At 63.7% G+C, this 20,778-nt stretch carries 16 protein-coding genes and 1 pseudogene; 3 read left to right on the top strand and 14 right to left on the bottom strand.

The window, feature by feature from the left end; all coding sequences use genetic code 11:
* Window positions 1-289 precede the first annotated feature (289 nt).
* Window positions 290-1,054 carry an NAD kinase gene (locus tag QNO18_RS01585; RefSeq protein ID WP_198836647.1) on the top strand — a complete coding sequence of 255 codons (765 nt, stop codon included), beginning with the start codon at window positions 290-292 and terminating at the stop codon, window positions 1,052-1,054.
* A 22-nt stretch (window positions 1,055-1,076) separates the two neighbouring features.
* On the opposite strand, the gene QNO18_RS01580 is transcribed toward QNO18_RS01585, so the two are convergent.
* The 14 genes and pseudogenes from QNO18_RS01580 to QNO18_RS01515 all read right to left on the bottom strand — a co-directional run bounded on the left by QNO18_RS01580 (window position 1,077) and on the right by QNO18_RS01515 (window position 17,764).
* On the bottom strand, window positions 1,077-2,528 hold the full coding sequence (locus tag QNO18_RS01580; RefSeq protein WP_283176259.1) for a sigma-54 dependent transcriptional regulator: 1,452 nt from the start codon (window positions 2,526-2,528) through the stop codon (window positions 1,077-1,079).
* A 264-nt stretch (window positions 2,529-2,792) separates the two neighbouring features.
* On the bottom strand, window positions 2,793-4,682 hold the full coding sequence (locus tag QNO18_RS01575) for a propionyl-CoA synthetase (RefSeq protein WP_283176258.1): 1,890 nt from the start codon (window positions 4,680-4,682) through the stop codon (window positions 2,793-2,795).
* Between the two features lie 251 nt (window positions 4,683-4,933).
* The gene (locus tag QNO18_RS01570) at window positions 4,934-7,225 is read right to left on the bottom strand and encodes an NADP-dependent malic enzyme (RefSeq protein WP_283176257.1); all 2,292 of its coding nucleotides are present in this window, start codon (window positions 7,223-7,225) and stop codon (window positions 4,934-4,936) included.
* Between the two features lie 158 nt (window positions 7,226-7,383).
* The gene (gene ftsH, locus QNO18_RS01565) at window positions 7,384-9,291 is read right to left on the bottom strand and encodes an ATP-dependent zinc metalloprotease FtsH (RefSeq protein ID WP_283176256.1); all 1,908 of its coding nucleotides are present in this window, start codon (window positions 9,289-9,291) and stop codon (window positions 7,384-7,386) included.
* Between the two features lie 81 nt (window positions 9,292-9,372).
* The gene (gene tilS, locus QNO18_RS01560; protein WP_283176255.1) at window positions 9,373-10,665 is read right to left on the bottom strand and encodes a tRNA lysidine(34) synthetase TilS; all 1,293 of its coding nucleotides are present in this window, start codon (window positions 10,663-10,665) and stop codon (window positions 9,373-9,375) included.
* Window positions 10,656-11,477 (bottom strand): tol-pal system protein YbgF, encoded by an 822-nt coding sequence (ybgF, locus tag QNO18_RS01555; RefSeq protein WP_283176254.1) that lies wholly within the window; start codon window positions 11,475-11,477, stop codon window positions 10,656-10,658. Before ybgF ends, tilS begins: the two co-directional genes overlap by 10 nt.
* A 4-nt stretch (window positions 11,478-11,481) precedes the next feature.
* The gene (gene pal, locus QNO18_RS01550; protein ID WP_283176253.1) at window positions 11,482-12,018 is read right to left on the bottom strand and encodes a peptidoglycan-associated lipoprotein Pal; all 537 of its coding nucleotides are present in this window, start codon (window positions 12,016-12,018) and stop codon (window positions 11,482-11,484) included.
* Between the two features lie 119 nt (window positions 12,019-12,137).
* Window positions 12,138-13,469, bottom strand: coding sequence for a Tol-Pal system beta propeller repeat protein TolB (tolB, locus tag QNO18_RS01545; RefSeq protein WP_283176252.1), 1,332 nt, complete (start codon window positions 13,467-13,469; stop codon window positions 12,138-12,140).
* Window positions 13,470-13,568: 99 nt separating this feature from the next.
* Window positions 13,569-14,105 (bottom strand): hypothetical protein, encoded by a 537-nt coding sequence (locus QNO18_RS01540; protein WP_283176251.1) that lies wholly within the window; start codon window positions 14,103-14,105, stop codon window positions 13,569-13,571.
* Complete coding sequence (locus QNO18_RS01535) at window positions 14,105-15,397, bottom strand: hypothetical protein (RefSeq protein ID WP_283176250.1); 1,293 nt, start codon at window positions 15,395-15,397, stop codon at window positions 14,105-14,107. Before QNO18_RS01535 ends, QNO18_RS01540 begins: the two co-directional genes overlap by 1 nt.
* A 14-nt stretch (window positions 15,398-15,411) precedes the next feature.
* The gene (locus QNO18_RS01530; protein WP_198836637.1) at window positions 15,412-15,888 is read right to left on the bottom strand and encodes an ExbD/TolR family protein; all 477 of its coding nucleotides are present in this window, start codon (window positions 15,886-15,888) and stop codon (window positions 15,412-15,414) included.
* Between the two features lie 3 nt (window positions 15,889-15,891).
* Entirely contained in the window at window positions 15,892-16,590 is a 699-nt protein-coding gene (gene tolQ / locus QNO18_RS01525; RefSeq protein WP_092899623.1) for a protein TolQ, read from the bottom strand.
* Between the two features lie 136 nt (window positions 16,591-16,726).
* On the bottom strand, window positions 16,727-17,125 hold the full coding sequence (gene ybgC, locus QNO18_RS01520) for a tol-pal system-associated acyl-CoA thioesterase (protein WP_283176249.1): 399 nt from the start codon (window positions 17,123-17,125) through the stop codon (window positions 16,727-16,729).
* Window positions 17,118-17,764 (bottom strand): annotated as a pseudogene (locus QNO18_RS01515) (hypothetical protein). Before QNO18_RS01515 ends, ybgC begins: the two are co-directional and overlap by 8 nt.
* A gap of 137 nt (window positions 17,765-17,901) precedes the next feature.
* Between QNO18_RS01515 and QNO18_RS01510 the strand changes: the two are divergent.
* The gene (locus tag QNO18_RS01510) at window positions 17,902-18,714 is read left to right on the top strand and encodes a TIGR00282 family metallophosphoesterase (RefSeq protein ID WP_283176248.1); all 813 of its coding nucleotides are present in this window, start codon (window positions 17,902-17,904) and stop codon (window positions 18,712-18,714) included.
* Between the two features lie 177 nt (window positions 18,715-18,891).
* Window positions 18,892-20,670, top strand: a complete 1,779-nt coding sequence (locus QNO18_RS01505) for an SLC13 family permease (protein WP_283176247.1) — start codon at window positions 18,892-18,894, stop codon at window positions 20,668-20,670.
* Window positions 20,671-20,778: the final 108 nt, after the last annotated feature.

Genomic DNA, 20,778 nt, shown 5'->3' with positions numbered 1-20,778 from the left:
CCGTTGGGCCATGCGGGATGGTATTTTTGGTTGCCGGTTGTTTAGAACACGTACCCTGCCAGGGAAAGGCCGGAAAGCGACCCGTTGCGATATGGCGGCGAAATCCGGGCCGGTCACGACTGGCGTCGCCGCCTTTTCCGGGCGCCCCCTGCGTGCCCCGAGAATTGCGCGGTGGGGGCAATGGTGCCCGGGCGGCAAATGAAGCGCCTGCCGGGAGACAGACAGGGCGCGCCGGCCCTTGAGTTTCCGCCCCGCCGGGGTCAGGGTTGCGACCTGACGGAGAGGTGGGATGCAGCCAAAAATCAGGTTTACGGCGTCGAAGGCCCCGGCGGCGCAAGCGGCACTGGCGCGGCTGACGGCCCGCTACGGTCAGATCGATCTGCGGCGTGCCTCGGTTGTGGTCGCCCTGGGTGGTGACGGATTCATGCTTGAGACGCTGCACGCGCAATCGGGGCGCGATCTGCCGGTCTATGGCATGAATTGCGGCACCATTGGCTTTCTGATGAATGCCTATATCGATGACGGGCTGCCCGAACGCCTGCAACTGGCCGAAGAGGCGCTGCTCAATCCGCTCTCGATGCAGGCCGAGAATGTGCGAGGCAAGGTCACCAACGCGCTTGCGGTCAATGAAGTGTCGCTCTTGCGGCAGGGTCCCCAGGCGGCGCGGTTGCGGGTTTCGATTGATGGTCGCGAACGGATGGCGGAGCTGGTCTGCGACGGCGCGCTGGTGGCGACACCGGCCGGGTCGACCGCCTATAACTATTCGGCGCATGGGGCGATTCTGCCAATCGGCGCCGATGTTCTGGCCCTGACGGCGATGTCGGCCTTCCGCCCGCGCCGCTGGCGTGGTGCGCTTTTGCCGAAAACAGCCGAGGTGCGCTTCGATGTGCTCGACCCGGATAAGCGCCCGGTCATGGCCGATGCGGATAGCCGCAATTCGGTGCGCGATGTGATCTCGGTCGTGGTCCGTTCAAATTCCGCAATCAGCTATCGTCTGTTGTTCGACCCGGGGCATGGCCTTGAGGAACGGCTGATCCGAGAGCAGTTTGTATGATATTACAGTTGGTTACGTGGTGTCAGCTCTGATCTGACTTCCAGGCTTCGATCCGGCGGTAGAGTGTCGAGACCGAGATGTCGAGGTCATGTGCAGCTTTGGGCACCGAGCCCTGATGTCGCGCAAGCGCCGCTTCGATGGCCATGCGTTCGATCTCGGCCAGGGTTTTGCCTGCGAAAGCGGTCTCGGCGGAGTCAAGCCCCGTAGCAACCGGCGCAAAGCCTGTTCTCTGCGGCCCGGCGGTCCCGGACGGCGCATCTGGCTGTGAGGCCCCCCGGTTCTGACCGGGGTCTTCGCGCAGCATGTCGCCGGGCAGCATATCCGGCGTTACAAGGCCACCCGGCTGCATCACCGCGATATTGCGCACAACATTCAAAAGCTGGCGCACATTTCCTGGCCAGCGATGCCGCAACAGGATCCGCTGCGTCTCGGGCGCGAACCCCGCGAACCCCTTGCCCTCTTCACCACCAAAGCGGCGCAGCGCGACCTCGGCGATTTCGGCAGCGTCGCGGCCGCGATCCCGCAAAGGTGGCATATGAAGCGGCACCACATGAAGGCGGTAATAGAGGTCTTCGCGGAACTGCCCGCGCCGCACCGCATCGAGTGGGTCTTGGTTTGTGGCGCAGATGATCCGGACATCAACCTTTTGCGGTCGCGTTGCACCGAGCGGCTGCACCATCGAGGTTTGCAGGAAGCGCAGAAGCTTGGTCTGCAGGGCAGGCGCCATCTCGCAAACCTCGTCGAGGAACAGCGTACCACCATCCGCCGCCATTGCTGCACCGGGCTTATCGGCGATGGCGCCGGTGAAACTGCCTTTCAGATGGCCGAATACCTCGGATTCCAGCAGGTCATGTGGGATTGCGCCGCAGTTCAGAGCGATAAACGGGCCGCGCGCGCGGGGGGATTGGGTGTGCAGGGCGATGGCCGCGAGCTCTTTGCCGGTGCCACTTTCGCCCGTGATGAAGACGGTGGCGATGGAGCCCGCGACCGATGAAATCACCCGATGCACCTGTTTCATCGCCTCGGAGGAGCCGATGCTGGCAGCGGGATCGCTGCTGGCGGCGGTCTCCGCGCGCCGTTTCGGCGCCGGCTGGCCGGGGGTGGTTTCCTCGGCGGCCAGAACTGCGGCCCGGACCGCCGCGAGAAACCGGTTTTCTTCGAAGGGCTTAAGCAGGAAGTCAAAGGCCCCCGCCCGCATCGCCGCTACGGCCCGGTCGACCGATCCCTGCGCCGACATGACCACAACGCACAGGTCAGGGTTAATGGCCAGCATCTCGGACATCAGCGCCAGACCATCACGATCCGGCAGCATGAGATCAAGAATGACCACTCCGGGTTTGACCTGATGCAGCAACTGCAGCGCCTCTGACGCGCTGCCGGCGGGATGCACGTTCATTCCGGCTGCGGTCAGGACGGAACGGTAAACGAATTGCAAAGACGGCGTATCTTCAACCAGCAGAACAGGTATCCGCATCTGACTCACACCCGGACTGTCTGCCAATCTGGCAGGGAGCACATCAATTCAGCCATCAAACAGGCCAGGGAAATAATATTCATGGAGTGAAATTTCTTTCTTCCACAATGGCGTAAGCTGGCACGACCAGAGTGTCAGGTCCAGTGCCTCGCGTCATTCAGGCTGTCGGACCCGGCGTCAAGGACGGATTCCCGCCTGGTTCCGACGTGAGAAGGGCGCCGTGCCGGTCAGGACACAGCGCCGCAACTCGCAAATCTGCCGGGATCAGCCGGCGAGGCCGATGGATTTCAGCGCAATCGTGATTTCGTCAAGGATCACGGGGTCGTCGATGGTGGCGGGCATTTTCCATTCGGTGCCATCGGCGATTTTCACCATGGTGCCGCGCAGGATCTTGCCCGAGCGGGTCTTCGGCAGGCGGTCGATCACCAGTGCGCGTTTGAAATCAGCAACCGGGCCGATGCGGTCGCGCATCAGTTTCACGCATTCCTTCACCACATCGCCATGTGCGCGGCTGGTGCCCTTGTTCAGGCACAAAAAGCCCAGGGGGGACTGACCTTTCAGCGTGTCTGCCACCCCGATCACCGCACATTCGGCGACATCCGGATGCGAGGCCAGTACCTCTTCCATCGCGCCGGTCGAAAGGCGGTGGCCTGCCACATTGATCACATCATCAGTGCGGGCCATGATGTAGAGATAGCCGTCCTCGTCGATGTAACCGGCATCTCCTGTCTCGTAAAAGCCGGGGAAATGAGAGAGGTAGCTTTTTCTGAAACGGTCTTCGGCATTCCACAGCCCGGGCAGGTTGCCGGGAGGCAGCGGTAGTTTCACGGCGATCGCGCCAAGCGTGCCGGGGGCGACCGGGTGCCCGCCTTCGTCCAGCACCTGGATATCATAGCCGGGCATCGGCACCGAAGGGCTGCCGGGTTTGATGGGCAGCGCTTCAATCCCCATTGGATTGGCAGCAATGGCCCAGCCGGTCTCGGTCTGCCACCAATGGTCGATTACCGGCACGTTCAGATGCCGCGCCGCCCAGGCGATGGTGTCGGGATCGGCGCGCTCGCCGGCGAGGAAGCAGTATTTCAGATGCTTCATATTGTAATCTTTGACGAATTCCCCGGCAGGGTCGTCGCGCTTGATGGCCCGAAGCGCAGTCGGTGCGGTAAAGAAACTCTTCACCTTGTTTTCCGCGATCACCCGCCAGAACGTGCCGGCATCCGGCGTGCCGACGGGTTTCCCTTCGAACACGATGGTGGTGCAGCCGCTGATCAGCGGCGCATAGCAGATATAGCTGTGGCCGACGACCCAGCCCACGTCTGACGCGGCCCAGAAGACCTCGCCAGGCGCCATGTCATAGATCGCTTTCATGGTCCAGTTCAGCGCGACGAGATGGCCGCCAGTGGCGCGGATCACGCCCTTCGGTGCGCCGGTGGTGCCGGAGGTATAAAGAATATAGGCCGGGTGATTGCCCTCGACGGGCACGCATTCGGCGGGCTCAACGCCATACTGAAAACTGTGCCAGGCGACGTCGCGGCCCTCGATAAGTTGGGCAACCTCTTGTTCGCGCTGAAAAATCACACAGAATTCAGGTTTGTGGCTGGCCTGATCGATGGCGGCATCCAGCAGCGGTTTGTAATGCACGATGCGTGAGGGTTCGATGCCGCAGGACGCCGCGATGATCGCCTTGGGCGTGCAGTCATTGATGCGCACCGCCAGCTCATTGGCCGCGAACCCGCCGAAGACGACCGAATGGATCGCGCCAAGCCGGCCGCAGGCCAGCATTGCCTCCAGCGCCTCGGGGATCATCGGCATATAGATGATGACCCGGTCGCCCCTGGTCACGCCTTTCGCCCTGAGCGCGCCGGCAAGGCTGGCCACGCGTTTTTGCAATTCGCGGTAAGTGATGCCCTTTTTCAGATGCGTGACCGGGCTGTCATGGATGATCGCCAGCTGGTCGCCGCGCCCGGCTTCGACATGGCGGTCAACCGCATTCCAGCAGGTATTGACCAGCCCGTCAGCGAACCATTCATAACTCGGTGCGTTGTCGGCATTCAGCGCGCGGGTGGGCTGTTTTTCCCAGTCGATGCCCTGGGCCTGCTCCATCCAGAACCCTTCCGGGTCGGACTTCCAATGCGCGTAGACGTCGCGATACCCCATCCCTGGTCCTCCTCCTGACTTAAGCGTTTGTTATGCCAGGGTGTCGAAGGGCGCAACTTTGTTACCGGCAACAGTGGTGCCGGAACAGCCTAAGTTTGCAGAATTCGCGATGCTGGGTTGCGAAATATTTGCAAAATCTGATTTGCCCGCATAAGTGACGCGCAATCTCGCGAAGTTTGCAAAGCCTCGCAGTGGGGCGCGGCTTGCAGCGGAGAGGTGATTCTCTCTCCGCTGTCCTTGCCCGCGCCGGCTCAGCCGTAATGCGAAACCGGCGTGCCGGCGATGGCCGACATGTTCAGAAGGCCCCGCGCGGTGATTGCCGGCGTCACCACATGCGCCTTATTGCCCATCCCGATCAGGATCGGCCCGACCTCCAGGCCACCGGCGCGCATCTTGAGGATGTTGCGCACCCCCGACGCCGTATCGGCCGAGGCGAAGAGCAGCACATTCGCCGCGCCTTCGAACCGAGCGCCCGGCAGCAACCGCTCGCGCAACTCCTGGTCGAGCGCGGTGTCGACATTCATCTCGCCCTCATAGGCGAAATCGGGCTCGCGCGCGTCGAGCAGTTCCAGTGCCTCGCGCATCACCCGGCCCGAGCGATTGTCCATATTGCCGAACTGGCTTTGCGAGCAGAAAGCGATCTTCGGCGCGATGCCGAAGCGGCGCAGATGGCGGGCGGCGCCCATCGCGGTTTCCATGATCTGCTGCGCGGTGGGCTCGGCATTCACATGGGTATCGGCGACAAAAAGCGGGCCATCTTCGAGGATCATCATCGAAAGTGCAGCCACTGCGTGACGGCCGTCACGGGCGAGCACCTGGCGTATATAGTTGAGATGCCAGTGATATTGCCCGAAGGTGCCGCAGATCAGGCTGTCGGCTTCGTCCCGATGCACCATGACGGCGGCGATGGCGGTCGTATTGGTGCGCATCACCGCGCGCGCGATGTCGGGCGAGACGCCGCGCCGCGCCATCAGTTCGTGATATGTGCCCCAATAATCGCGGTAGCGCGGGTCGTTTTCCGGGTTCACAAGATGGAAATCGCGACCCGGGCGAATGGCGAGGCCATAGCGTTCGCAGCGTGCCTCGATCACTTCGGGGCGGCCAATCAGGATCGGAACGTCGGTGGTTTCCTCCAGCATCGCATTTGCTGCGCGCAACACACGCTCATCTTCGCCTTCGGCAAAGACAATGCGGCGGGTGACGGTGCGGGCAGCTTCGAAAACCGGGCGCATCAGCAGTGCCGAGCGGAAGACCGAGCCGTCGAGCTTGCGCTTATAGGCTTCGGGGTCGGTCAGCGGCCGCGCCGCTACGCCGGAACTGGTCGCGGCAGTGGCCACAGCTGAGGCGACAACGCCAATCAGGCGGGGGTCAAACGGCTTCGGGATCAGGTAATCCGGTCCGAAGGTCAGCTGTTCCCCCTGATAGGCGGCGGCAGCCTCTGCCGATGTGGTCTGGCGCGCCAGCGCGGCGATGCCTTCGATACAGGCGAGCTCCATCTCGTCATTGATCGTGGTGGCGCCGACATCCAGCGCCCCCCGAAAGATGAAGGGGAAGCACAGGACGTTATTGACCTGGTTGGGGAAATCCGACCGCCCCGTGGCGATGATCGCGTCCGGGGCGACGGCGCGGGCTTCGGCGGGAAGGATCTCGGGCGTCGGGTTCGCCAGCGCGAAGATCACCGGCTTTGCGGTCATTGTGGCGACCATGTCCGCCGTCAGCACGCCGGGGCCGGAAAGGCCAAGGAACATATCGGCGCCCCTGATGACCTCGGCGAGCGTCGCCGGGGTGCTGCCCTGTGCGAAGGCGGCCTTTTGCGGGGTCATCTGTGTCTCGCGGCCCTGGTAGACGAGACCCTCAAGATCGCAAAGCCAGATGTTCTCGCGTCTGACCCCTAGCTTCACCAGCATTTCGAGGCAGGCGATCCCTGCCGCGCCGCCACCGGTGGACACCAGTTTGATATCTTCGAATTTCTTGCCGGCCACGATCATCGCATTGGTCGCAGCCGCGCCGACAACGATTGCTGTTCCATGCTGGTCGTCGTGGAAGACAGGGATGTTCATCCGCTCGCGGCAAAGTCGTTCAACGATGAAACAATCGGGTGCCTTGATGTCTTCAAGGTTGATCGCGCCGAAGGATGGTTCCAGCGCGCAGACAATTTCCGCCAGTTTGACCGGGTCGTTTTCATTCACCTCGATGTCAAAGCAGTCGATATTGGCGAATTTCTTGAAGAGGACGGCCTTGCCTTCCATCACGGGCTTTGACGCCAGTGCCCCGATATTTCCCAGCCCCAGCACCGCTGTACCATTGGTAATCACGGCGACCAGGTTGGCGCGTGCGGTGTAGCGCGAGGCGGTGGAGGGATCGGCCTTGATTTCGAGGCAGGCCTCGGCCACGCCGGGCGAATAGGCGCGCGACAGGTCACGACCGGTCGCAAGCGGCTTGGTTGCGCGGATCTCCAGCTTACCCGGCTTGGGGAATTCGTGATAATTCAGCGCCGCCTGACGCGCTGCCTGGGCTGCTTCATCCTGCATTCCGCTCGACATGGCTATCTCCCCACCAGAATGGTTCACCCTTAAACGAGTGATATGTCATTTCCAATCATCTCTTCGCCTCAGGCACCTTCACCTGCCGTAAAGCGGATATGCAAAAGCCGGGAGGCGCGATCGGCGCTTCCCGGCTGATGAAAAACAGATCCATAGGATCAGGTCGGCGAGGGTTCGGCATCTCCGGGCTTTGGCCCCCGCGAGGTGCGGGTTTTCGGGATCGCCAGCACCGAAGCCGCAGCCTCGCCGGCGTCTTCGGCACCGTCATCATCGCCGGGTTTCTGGCCCGCGAGAACCTTGCGGATCTCGTCGCCGGTCAGGGTCTCATATTCCAGAAGGCCCTGGGCCAGGCGCTCGAACTCTTCCTCATTCTCGGTGAGGATCTGCATCGCGCGGGCATAGCCCTCATCGACGATAGCTTTCACCTCATCCTCGATCAGCCTTTTGGTTTCAGCCGAAACCGAGAACCCGCCGGTATTGCCGTTATAGCCCTCATGCGCTTCGGAATAGTCGATATTGCCGATCTTGTCCGACATGCCCCACCGCATGACCATGGCACGCGCCACGGCCGAGACGTTCTGGATATCGCCCGAAGCCCCCGAGGAAACGCGGTCTTCGCCCCATTTCTTGATCTCGGCGGCCTTGCCAGCCATTCCCATGGCGATCCGGTCCTTCATCTGGTCCTTGTGCCAGGAGTTGCGGTCCATCTCGGGCAGGCTCATCACCATGCCAAGCGCACCGCCGCGTGGCATGATCGTCGCCTTATAGACCGGGTCGCATTTCGGCAGTTTGATCCCGACAATCGCATGGCCAGCCTCGTGATAGGCGGTCATTTCCTTGTCTTCCTGCGACATGACCATCGAGCGGCGCTCGGGTCCCATCATGACCTTGTCTTTCGCATGTTCGAAATCGGCCATGGTGACGAAACGGCGGCCCACACGGGCGGCGGTCAGCGCCGCCTCATTGACGAGGTTCGCAAGGTCAGCCCCCGAGAAGCCTGGTGAGCCGCGCGCGATGGTGCGCAGATCGACATCGGCGCCCAGCGGGATCTTGCGGGCATGGACGTTGAGGATCTTTTCACGGCCTTTGATATCGGGGTTCGACACATTGATTTGACGGTCAAAGCGGCCCGGACGCAGCAGCGCGGGGTCGAGCACATCCTTGCGGTTGGTGGCCGCGACGATGATCACCCCTTCATTGGCCTCGAACCCGTCCATCTCGACCAGAAGCTGGTTCAGCGTCTGTTCGCGTTCATCATTGCCGCCCCCCATGCCGACGCCACGGGCGCGGCCAACGGCGTCGATCTCGTCGATAAAGACGATACAGGGGGCGTTTTTCTTCGCCTGTTCGAACATGTCACGCACGCGCGACGCGCCGACGCCCACGAACATCTCGACAAAGTCAGAGCCCGAGATGGTGAAGAAGGGCACGCCTGCTTCGCCTGCAATGGCGCGGGCGAGCAGCGTCTTACCGGTGCCGGGCGGGCCGACCAGCAGCGCGCCTTTCGGGATCTTCCCGCCAAGGCGCGAGAATTTCTGCGGGTTGCGCAGGAATTCAACGATCTCTTCCAGCTCTTCCTTGGCCTCGTCGATGCCGGCCACGTCGTCAAAGGTGACGCGGCCCTGCTTTTCGGTCAGCAGTTTCGCCCGCGATTTGCCAAAGCCCATCGCGCCACCTTTGCCGCCGCCCTGCATCCGGTTCATGAAGAAGATCCAGATGCCGATCAGCAGGATGAAGGGCAGGAAGGTCACCAGCAGCGAGGACAGGAAGCCCTGTTGCTGCGGGCTGGCCTGAACCTCGACCCCTTTCGCGATCAGCTTGTCGGTCACCTGTTCGTCACCGGGCTTGATGGTCGAAAAGGCGCCACCATCCTTGGTGCGTACCGTCACCCGCTCGCCGTCAAGGGTCACCGAGGCAATCCGGCCCTGATCCACTTGGGTGATGAACTCAGACCAGCTCAGCGAACGGGCGCCCATATTTGACTGGCCGCCAGAGAAGACCTGGAAAAGCGCAAGGACCAGCAAGAGCAGGACCACCCAGAATGCGATGTTGCGCGCGTTGTTCACGTATTTCTCCCGACAGGCGGCCAGCTGAGCCAGAGGGGCAGGGCCGCATTTGATACTAATTTAGCAATCCAGGCCCTGGGTTCAATGCGATAAGATGAAACTTCCAAAGGTTGGGTAAAGGCTGGCCTGCCATTTGGCGGCAAATTGCGGGAAAAGGGGGGCGGAAACCAGCCGGTCACCCTGCCACAGCGCGGGCGAGACAAGGGCCGCATCCCTCCGGATGCCGGATTTGCGCCAGTCCGGCATCTGCGCAAGCCCATCTGCGCCAAGCGCGCGCAGGGTTGCATCGGGCAGGGACGGGCCGGTTACCTGCCAGCGATGATCCCAGGTCGCGCCGGGATGCCAGGTGAGCGGACCCGCAACGGCCCGCGGTTCGCGGGTCACACGGATTTCCTGAGGACCGACACGGATCAGGCAGCCTCCCAGTGTGGTGCCACGGTGACGCCAGAGCTCGCTGAGCACCTGATGCACGGAATCGGCGCGGGGCGGGTGGCGGGTGCCGGAAATCCAGCGGATTGCGGCGATGATCAGACGGCGCTGCAGCTCGAAGGGGCTGTCGGTGAAGGGGAGATGGGCGAAATGCAGCGCCCCGGCCTCTTCGCGGCCAAAGCGGGCGAAGGCATCAGCGGTGGTGTGGCGAAGCAGATCCTGCACATCGGCCAGATTTCTGATGGTCTCGCTGAGGCTGGAAAGCGTCAGACCAAGCGGTGCCAGCCCGGGCAACGCCTTGCGGATACGCGCGCGGGTATAGGTGTCATCTTCATTTGTCGGGTCATCGCACCAGGCGAGGTCATGACGGTTCAGGAAGGCGCGCATCCCGGCCCGTGACCAGCCCAAGAGGGGCCGCCAGAAGCTGACAGCATTGTGATCAAAGCGCGCGCGCATCCCGGTCAGCCCGTCGAGGCCTGCGGCGCGGCCGAGGCCCATGACAAAGGTCTCGGCCTGGTCATCGGCGGTGTGGCCGAGGAGGACATCCGTGATCCCCCGCGATTTCGCCCAGGCTGCCAGCAGATCAAGCCGCGCTTGCCCGGCAGCCTGCATCAGATTGCCGGTGGCCGGATGACTGGTCCAGTCAAGTGTCTGATGCGCCAGCCCAAGGCCCGCCGCCACCTGCGATACAAAATCGGCCTCATCAGCGGCTTCAGGGCGCAGGTGGTGATTGACGGTCGCGGCTTCGGCGCTCAGGCCCCAATGCGGCGCGGCGCGGGCGACCAGATGCAAAAGCGCTACGGAATCGCCACCGCCAGAGACTGCGACCCCGATTTTCGAAGCACCGGCGTTTTGCCGGAACTCGAAGGACAGGCATGATCTGAGCAGGCCACGGTCGGCCGGCTCATGCTGTTCAAGCCAGCGATACTGCGGGCTCAGGGGCAACCGAGCCCCTGCATGGCGATACTGGCCTGGGCCGAAGCCTGGCTGGTCGGGAAGTTCAGCGGCACCTGTTGCAGCGTGACGCAGGCCTGGTCGCGTTCGCCCAGCTGGCCGAAAGCCTCGCCGAGCTTCAGCAGCGCATCCGGGGCAATTGCCCCATCCGGCGCCGTGTTATAGGCGGTCAGATAGGCGCGCGCGGCCGGTGCGGTCTGGCCGGCCTGGCGCAGGGCTTCCCCGCGCAGGTAATGCGCTTCGGGGATCAGCGGCCCGCCAGGATAGGATTTGGCATAGGTCTCAAAGAGCGCCGCAGCACCATGAAAGTCACCCTGACCGAGCACCCCCTTGGCCCGGTCAAAATCTGCCTGTTCTGCGACGGCAAGCGCTGGTGCGGAGGAGGTGCTGCCCTGAGACGGGGCAGCGGGTGTAGCGGGGGCGGCTGCGGCAGAGCTGCCACCGCCAAGTGGCGCGGTCGCGCCCATATTCATCGGATCGCAGGACGGATCCGCGTCACAGACGCGGAATTCGATATCGCCGATACGGTTGGTGCCGTCCTGGACGACACGGTTCAGCCGCAGCTCGATTTCTTCGGTGCGTGAGGTCAGCCGCATCAGCTCGGCCTCAAGCGTGTCCATCCGCGCCAGCGCATCCACACCGCCCACCCGCGCCGAAGCGCCGGTGGTGGTGAGTTCGCCTTTGAGCGCGTTGAATTCAGCGGCAAGCTGGCCCAGCTCGGCCCGCACATCGGCGAGGCTTTCCGCCGCCGCCGGTGTGGCAAGACCAAGGGCCAGCAGGGGAAGAAGGAACCTCGCCCGCATCATATTACGACCCGGCGCCGACCGAGAGAACCGTCACAGAGCGGCGGTTCTTGGAATAGCAGCTCTCGGTCGAGCAGACTTCGATCGGGCGTTCCTTGCCGTAAGAGATCGTGCGCATCCGCGAGCCTGCAACGCCTTGCGACAGCAGATATTGCTGCACCGATGCCGCACGGCGCGCGCCAAGCGCGAGGTTATATTCACGGGTGCCCTGTTCGTCGGCATGGCCTTCGACGATGATCGCATAGCCCGGGTTCTGGTTCAGCCAGTTGGCCTGGCCGTTCAGCACCTGGCGGCCCTGATCCGAGACGGTGGACTGGTCAACCGCAAAGAGCACGCGGTCACCAACGGTCTGGTTGAAATAGGCGATGGAGCGCGGATCACTCGGATCGCCGAGCCCGTTGGTGTCGATATAGCCCGTCCCGCCGGTGCCACCGGTGCCGCCCGTACCACCTGGGCCACCCGCACCGTAACGGTCCGGGTTCTGACAGGCTGCGAGGCCAAGCGAAGCCACAAGAAGAAGGGCTTTGGGGATAAAGCTCATCGGTTCGTCCTTATAATTCGGCTCTCGGGCCAGCGCGGATCAGTGTTTCGCCGCCCAGGTTAGCAGGTTCCGGGGGGCTGGGGAATCCGGCAGGATCGCCCAGGCCCGAAAATGGCGGTTTACGGCAACAGGGGCGACCATGCCGGGTCGGACGCCGCGCCTTCGGTCGGGATTTGTTTCAGGTTTCTGCCAAAGGTATCGACCGACCAGAGCGAGGCCTGACCGCCGCCGCCCTCGGTCTCGCGGGTGAACATGATCACGCGGCCATTGGGCGACCAGGTCGGGCCTTCATCAAGGAAGGACGCGGTCAGCAGGCGCTCTTCCGATCCGTCCGTGCGCATGACGCCGATGTGGAAACGGCCGGCATTCTGTTTGGTGAAGGCGATCAGATCACCGCGCGGGCTCCAGACCGGGGTGCTGTTGCGCCCCGCGCCGCCCGAGATCCGCTGCCCCTCGCCACCGCTCGCATTCATGACATAGATCTGGCTGCCACCGGTGCGGTCGCTCTCGAAACAGATCTTGCTGCCATCCGGGGAATAGGACGGTGCGGTTTCGATCGAGGGCGCATTGGTCAGCTGCTGGGTCTGCCCCGAGGACAGGCTCATCTTGTAGATATCGGTATTGCCGCCGCGTTCCAGGCTGAACACCACCGAGCCGCCATCGGGCGAGAAGCGCGGCGCGAAGGTCATGGTGCCGGGCTGTTCCGCCAGCGTCTGGCGCTTGAGATTGGCAAGGTTCAGCAGCGTGATGCGCGGAAAGCCGGTCTCATAGCTGGTGTAAAGCAGCCGGTCGCCCGAGGGCGAGAACCGGGGCGCCAGCACGATGGCCGAGCTGTCGGTCAGATATTGCACATTGGCGCCGTCATAATCCATCACTGCAAGGCGTTTGAGGCGGGCGTTTTTCGGGCCGGATTCAGCGACATAGACGACACGGCTGTCGAAATAGGGACCTTCGCCGGTCAGGGTCGAATAGACCAGGTCGGCAACCTTATGCGCCATGCGGCGCCAGCCGGCTTTGGTCCCGGCGAATTGCATCGCGGCACCTTCGAACTGCTGGCCATTCGCGATATCATAAGCGCGGACCTTGACGGTGATGCGGTCTCCGGCTGCGGAAACCGCGCCAACGACCAGGACTTCCGATTTGATCACGCGCCAGTCTTCATAGGCGATCGCGCCGTCAAAACCCTGGATGCGCGAAATATAGGCATCCCGGTTGATGGTGCGGAAAAGGCCGGTGCCGTCCAGATCCGATGTCACCACCTGCGCGAGATTGCGCGCGAGATCCCCGGCACCGCCTTCATCGACGAAGGCCGGCACAGCGATCGGCATCGGCTCTATCACGCCGGTGCCGATCCTGATCCGGGTCGGACTGTTCTGGGCGCGCACCATGGCGGGGACCATCACGGCCCCGGCCAGCAGGGTGGTCGCAAAGCTTCTTCTGGTGAAGGTCATCTGCCTCTCGCTCCGATCTCGTCCGGTCTGGTGCCGGGTTTGCGGCTCCTGGTTAAAACTTCCGCCGTAAACCCATCACGGCGTAAAAGGGTTCCGGTGTCATCTGACATCTGTGTCATTGGCCCGTCTGTCATTGATCTTCCGCCGGGGATCTTCCGCCTGAGCCGGACCAAAGACAAGATCGACCACCGCAGCCTCGGGTCTGCCCCCGGCCAGCGCGCCAAGTGCTTTGGTCAGGGTGCCTGCTGCGAGGGCCCGCTCCAGACTGCGCATCGCGGCCTTTTGTGTGGCATCGGCCACCTCTCCGACAGGGCCGGAATAATCCGTCACTTCGATGATCGGCTGCCCGAGGTTTTTGTTAAAGCAAAGCCGCAGCACGACGCGGGCGCGTTCAGACCCGGGGGGCAGCGCGCCCCTGTTATGGACCAGCGCCACCGCGCGGCCGATCTGATGCATCGCTTCGGGGTTGGTGTCATTATCGGGCAGAAGATTGGCACAGGTAAAGATTTCGACCACTGCATTGCTGCGGAGGGCGCGATCGGCCAGGGCCGGGCCGCCTGACAATGTCGCCAGCGCGAAAAGAGCCGCAGGGCCCAGCAAAGCCGGGCGCGTTTGCGGGGCTGCGGCAATGCCCATCACCGCAGCCTCATCCCGCTGCCATCGAATTCGAATTCGAGGACTTTCCAGGTCTCATATTTCCCAGGCGGCAGCGGAATGCCGCCAGACTGATAGGCGCGGGCAATCGCACTGCGGGCCGCGTTATAGGCGGCCTGGATCGCCTGCTGGCTGGGGCCGCGCGATTCGATCAGCGGCATATCGCTGCCGGGTCTGCCGCTTTCGTCAAAGGTCACGCGCAGCACGACCACGGCATCCATCGCATCCGCGCTCAGCGTTCCGACATTCCATTTCGACCCGATCGCGGCGGCGATATCGCCCATCTCGCCGCCACTCAGCGGCGGGCCGCTGGCGGCCCGGCCCTGGCCGCCCGAACCGGTATTGGCTGCGGCGAGTGCGGCGGCGATCGCTGCCGCTTCGGCTTCTGCGGCGGCCTGTTCGCGGGCGGCTGCCTCGCGGCGCGCTTTGGCTTCGGCCTCTGCCTGTGCGCGGTCGGCTGCGGCGACCTCGGCCGCGATGCGGGCATCGCGCTGGTCCTGGGTCTCGCCTGCAGGTTCCGGCGTGGGAGTCGGCTCCGGCGTTGCAGCCGTGCGGTTCGGCCGGGGTTTCGGCCGGGGCGAAGTGGTCGGACCAAGCGGTTCCGCATCTCGGTCCTGCTGGTTCGCCTCGGTGATCAGCACATCGCCGCTGTTTACCTCGGTGGTCGCCTGCTGGTCCTCACGCGGGGGCTCGGGGGTTGGCTCCTCCGACGTGGTGACCTGGTCCTGCGGCCGTTCGGCGGTCAGGGTGTCCTCGGGCGCGACCACCGGGTTCGGGGCGACGCGCTCTGCCGGCCGGGGTTTCGGACGGGGCGAGGTGCTCATGGTCGGGATCGGCTGCTCTTCGGGCGCGAAGACGGCATCGGGCGGCGCGGGATCTGAGATCACCGGCTCGGGTTCAGGCGTGGGTTCCGGGGTCGGCTCCGGCTGAGGCTGCGGCGCGGGCTCGGGTGTCGGCTCGGGCTGCGGTTGCGGCTCAGGCTCTGGCTGGGGCGTGGGTTCGGGCGTCGGCTCCGACACCGGCTCGTCCACCGAAGGCTCCACCGGATCGGGGGAGGAGATGGTCTCGCTGCTCTCCGCTGGTTCGGCAGAGGATTTGCCAGCCGCTGCTTCAAGGTCCGCCAGGTCGTCCGGCGACACCATCGTAACCTGTACGCTCATCGGCTCCGTCGGCTCGGAGGGCGAGAAGAACCAGTCGCCAATCATCACCCAGAGGATCAGACCGGCATGGCCTGCCCCGGAGAGGATGGTGCCTGATTTGAAGCGCCCTTCCATGTTGCTGATCCGCCTCAGTTGGCCGCGCCGGCGCCGAAACTCGGGCCCTGGCTGTCGGTCACCAGACCGATATCATTGAAACCGCCGGCATTCAGCGCGCCCATCACCTGGGCCACGCGCTCATAGGCCAGATTGCCGTCCGCGCGCAGATAGACCTTGTTCGAGGTGCGTTCCGCCGCGATCGCCTTGAGGCGGGGGATCAGCTCGTTCGGGTCGACTTCGCTGTTCATGATCATCACCAGGCCATCGGCGGTCAAGGTGATGGAAAGCGGCTCTTCCTTTTCTTCGGCCATCGCTTTGGCGGCGGTTTCCGGCAGTTTGATCGGCACGCCCACGGTCATCAGGGGCGCGGCCACCATGAAGATGATCAGCAAAACCAGCATCACGTCGACGAAAGGCGTAACGTTGATCTCGCTCATCGCGGCGGAAGAGCCGCGACGGCGGCCACGGCGGCCCCCGCCTCCGGACTTTTTCATCACCCCGGCGCCCATGGATCAGGAATCCAGCTGGCGCGACAGGATGGTCGCGAATTCATCGGCAAAGCTTTCCCAGTTGCCCTGGATATGTTCGCTGTCTGCGTTCAGTTTGTTGTAGAACACCACCGCAGGAATAGCGGCGATCAGGCCGATGCCGGTTGCGAGCAGCGCCTCGGCGATGCCGGGGGCCACGACGGCGAGCGAGGTGTTCTGCGAGATCGCGATTTCCTCGAACGAGTGTTTGATCCCCCAGATCGTGCCGAAAAGCCCGATGAAAGGCGCGGTCGAGCCGGTGGTCGCGAGGAAGGACAGGCCCTTGTTCAGCTTTTCGCTTTCGCGGGCGATGGCGACATCCATGGCGCGGTCGATCCGGGCCTGGGCGCCGGCGATCAGCGCGCCGTCCTGCTTGTGGCTGCGGCGCCATTCCAGCATGCCGGCCGCGAAGACCCGCTCAGAGGCGCCCTGGGGTTCCGGCCCGATCCGCTCGTAAAGCTCGTCCAGCGGCTCGCCCGACCAGAAGGCCTGGTCGAAAGCTGCGGCTTCGGCGCGGGATTTGCGGAAGAGGATGTGTTTTTGGATGATGATTGCCCATGCCCAGAAAGACATGCCGATCAGAAGGATCATCACCAGTTTGACCGTAAAGGTCGCACGGGCAAAGAGGGCCAGCAGCGAGAAGTCAATCTCCTGCGCGGCTGTCGCGAGGGTTGTGGGGTCCATTGCGCCTGCTCGTTTAAGATCGCCGGTCAGTATTCGCCGGTCGTTAGACCTGATTCTAGCAGCGTTACAAGGGGAATGCCAACACATCTTAGCGAATGTGGCGTGAGCAGGGCACCAGTTGCGGCTTTGCGGCGGCTCAGTGCAGCGAAGGGGCGAGCCGCGCGCGGATTTCTGCCGGGATGCGGCTGGCCTGGCCGGCGCCGGTCAGGCAGACCAGCGTGACAGTGGCGCGAAACAGCGTCTCGTCCTGGCGCCGGACCTCCTGGTCCAGCACGATGCGCGCACCGGTGACCGAGGTGAGGGTGGTGGTGACGGTCAGGGCGTCCTGGAATTTCGCAGGGCGCAGGTAATCGGCCTCGACCCGGCGGACGGCGAAGACGATGTCCTGCTGGTCGCGCAAAGCGATCTGGTCGATGCCGCGGGCGGCGACCCAGTCACTGCGGCCGCGCTCGATGAATTTCAGGTAATTGGCGTAATAGACGATGCCGGCGAGGTCGGTGTCCTCATACCAGACGCGGAGGCTGAATTCATGCATCGGGGGCTGCGTTGCTGTCAGGGGAGGGGAGCATTCTTGCCATCAGCCGCAGCGCATGCCCGGAATCCTGGGCCACCGCAGGCAGGATCGGATCATAGGCGGCGCGGATCAGGAGCGCGAGATCGGGATGCAGGATCACATTGCCCTCGCTGCGGGCCAGCGGCGAAATCTGGCTGAAGGCGCCATCGGCGAAGGAGAGCATCGCCTCTGCCCCTGGGCCAGCGCGAGGTCCTGGGCGGGCATGTCGGAGAGGTGCTCATCCATCCTGAGAAACAGGAAGACTGCCTTGATCGCGCCGGTCTCGTCGAAACGGAAGGTACGGTAGCGGTTGGCGCCCTCGGCGCTGAGCCGCTCGCAAAGCGGCCCGAGGCCGGGGATCATATGGTCGAGCTTTGGCACCTGCGGCAGTTCCGCCCAGTCGCGGAAAAAAAACACCATAAGATTGGCGCCGAGCTCGGGGTCGGTTTCCGCCATACGGTGGCCGGCAAGAGCGACGATCGCCTCTATGGCACCCTTGACGGTCGCAAGCGTCGCATCATCGGTGCCGAAGATCACCGGCACGATGGGGCGGCCCCAGCGGGCGCAGAGGAAGCTGCCATCGCGGCGGGTGAAGAGCGTCTGGATCTGATCTGGCGACATGGCCTTTGGTTAGCGGGTTCCGCCCGGGGGCTCAACAGGGTGCTGCTGATTGGCTGCGGATACCTCTGCCGGGAGTATTCGAAGTCAGCAGGAAGGGGGCTTGCAGGACTGGGGGCAGAGGCATAAGGCGGATTGTCATGAAACTGCTTTTTCTTGGCGATGTGATGGGGCGCAGCGGGCGGGCGGCAATAACGGCCGGCCTGCCAAAGTTGCGTGCGGATTGGGGTCTCGATTTTGTCGTGGTGAACGGCGAGAACGCGACAGGCGGCATGGGGCTTTCGGCTGAGCATGCGAAGGGGATCCTGGCGGCGGGGGCCGATGTGGTCACGCTGGGGGATCACGCCTTTGACCAGAAGGATATGGCGCAATTTCTGGAAGTTGAGCCGCGGGTGATCCGGCCGCTGAACTATTCCAGGATCGCTCCGGGGCGGGGCGCGCGGGTGTTTGATGCGCCGGGCGGGCGCAAGGTGCTGGTGGCGCAGGTGCTGGGCCGGGTCTTCATGAAGCAACCCTTTGACGATCCGTTTTCCGCCGTGGATCCGGTGCTGAAAGCGCATCGGCTGGGCGTCAGTGTCCAGGCCGCGATCATCGATGTCCATGCCGAGGCGACGTCCGAAAAGATGGGGCTCGGGCATTGGTGTGATGGTCAGGCGAGCCTTGTTGTCGGCACCCATACCCATGTGCCCACCGGCGACGCGCAGATCCTGAAGGGCGGCACCGCCTATCTGTCCGATGCCGGGATGTGCGGCGATTACGATTCGGTGATCGGCATGGAAAAGCTGGAGCCAATGCGCCGTTTCGTCACCGGCATGTCGAAGACCCGGTTCGAGCCGGCTGCGGGCGAGGCGACGCTGTCGGGGGCCTATGTCGAGACCGATGACCGGACCGGCCTTGCCACCCGGGTGGTGATGGTCCGCCAGGGCGGCCGCCTGCAGCAATCCGGCCCCTGATCGAGCGCCCCTGGCCTTCTGCCGTCGCAGGCGGCACTTTCTTCGCTCAGAGCGTGTTCGGCCCTGTTCGGGCCGGGACGACACCAAGTCTGACCCAAAGACGACCGGCTTTGTAGAATTTTCTTCCCCGAACAGGGGGCGCATCCTATAAGGCCGTCAGTTCAGTTGAAGGTCATGATGCTCTGGTTTGAAATCTCCGCCGCCGCGCAGCCCTGGGTGGCGCTGGCCGTTCTTGTCGTGATGTTCGGCCTCTTTGTCTCGGAGATCATCCCGGTCGAGGTTACCGCCATTGCGGCCGCAGCGGTGATGATGGTGCTTGGCTTCCTGCCCTTGTCCGAGGCACAATCGGTGCTGTCGAACCCGGCGCCCTGGACGATTGCGCTGATGTTTCTGGTGATGGGCGGGCTGGTGCGCACCGGCGCCATCGAGCAGGTGATCCATACCGCCGAGAAGTCGGTCGAGGGGCGGCCGCGCCTGACCATTGTGGCGCTTTTCAGCTTTATCGCGGTGGCTTCGGCCTTTATGAACAACACGCCTCTGGTGGCGGTGATGATCCCCGTGGTCATGCAACTGGCGCTGAAAATTGGCACGGCTCCGTCCAAGCTTCTGATCCCGCTGTCTTATATGACAGTGATGGCGGGGATGATGACGCTGATCGGCACCTCGACCAACCTGCTGGTGGACGGGGTCGCGGTGAAGGCGGGCATGGCGCATTTCACGCTGTTCGAGATCCTGCCGCTGGGGCTTGCGGTTACGGGTGTCGGCGCGGTCTTCCTCGGGCTTTTTGCCAATCGCCTGTTGCCGGTGCGCCAGTCGATGGGGATGCTGCTGACCGACCGGCGCAAGATGAAATATTTCACCGAAGTCGCGATCCCGGAAGACAGCCCGCTGGTTGGCCAGGCCCCGCTGGAGGTTGATCTGTTTCGCAGGAATGGCGTGCGGCTGATCGACGTTCTGCGCGGCGACGCCTCGCTCCGCCGTGACCTCGCGCCGGTCCGGCTCGAACCCGGCGACCGCGTGGTGCTGCGCGCCGAAATGGCTGACCTGATGGAGTTCGACCGCCGGCGCGAAGTGCATCTGGTTGATAAGCTGTCATCGGTCAAAACCGAGACGGTCGAGGTGCTGATCGGCCCCGGCTGCCGGATGGAGGGCCAGCGCCTCGGCGACCTGCGGCTGCGCCGCCGCTACGGCGTCTATGTGCTGGCCGCACATCGCCGCAACCAGAATATCGGGCGCCAGCTGGATGATCTGGTTGTACGGGTCGGCGATACACTGCTTCTCGAAGGTGCCATCGAAGACATCCAGCGCCTTGCCGCCGATATGGACCTCGTCGACATCACCCGCCCGCGTGAAAAGCCCTATCGCCGCGCGAAAGCCCCCATCGCGGTAGGGGCACTGGCCTTCATCGTCATTCTCTCGGCCTTTGACGTGGCGCCGATCCAGCTGCTGGCCTTCCTTGCGGTCGCGGTGATCCTCGTCAGCCGCTGTGTCGACAGTGACGAGGCTTTCAGCTTTGTCGACGGGCGTCTCCTCGCGATGATCTTCGCCATGCTGGCGGTGGGCGAGGGGCTCGACCGTTCCGGCGCGGTCGAAATGATCGTCAATGCTGCCGCGCCCTGGCTCCAGGGTCTGTCGCCCTTCTTCCTGATCCTTGCGGTCTATTTCCTCGGCCTCGTGCTGACCGAGTTCCTCTCGAACAACGCCGTCGCCGTGATCTACACCCCCGTCGCGATTGAGCTCGCCAACAATCTCGGCATCGACCCGCGCCCGCTGGTGGTGGCGGTGATGTTCTCGGCCACGCTCGCCTTCGCCACGCCCGTTGGCTACCAGACGAATATGATGGTTTACGGCCCCGGCGGCTACCGTTTCTCTGATTACATGCGGGTAGGCCTGCCGCTCAACATCATCCTGATGTTCCTCTGCTCGGCTCTGATCCCCATTTTCTGGCCGCTCTGAGCCGTTTTCTTCATTTTCTGTCTGAAAATATCCCGGGGGTCCGGGGGACTGGTCCCCCGGCTCTTGCCGCAAGCCCGGATGGCGGTGTAAGGAACTCCACCACCGAAA

Source organism: Gemmobacter sp. 24YEA27, assembly GCF_030052995.1.
In the GTDB taxonomy this organism is placed as follows: Bacteria; Pseudomonadota; Alphaproteobacteria; order Rhodobacterales; family Rhodobacteraceae; genus Pseudogemmobacter.
The sequence above is the reverse complement of the archived record's forward strand: the minus strand, read 5'-3'. Positions and strand labels throughout refer to the sequence as shown.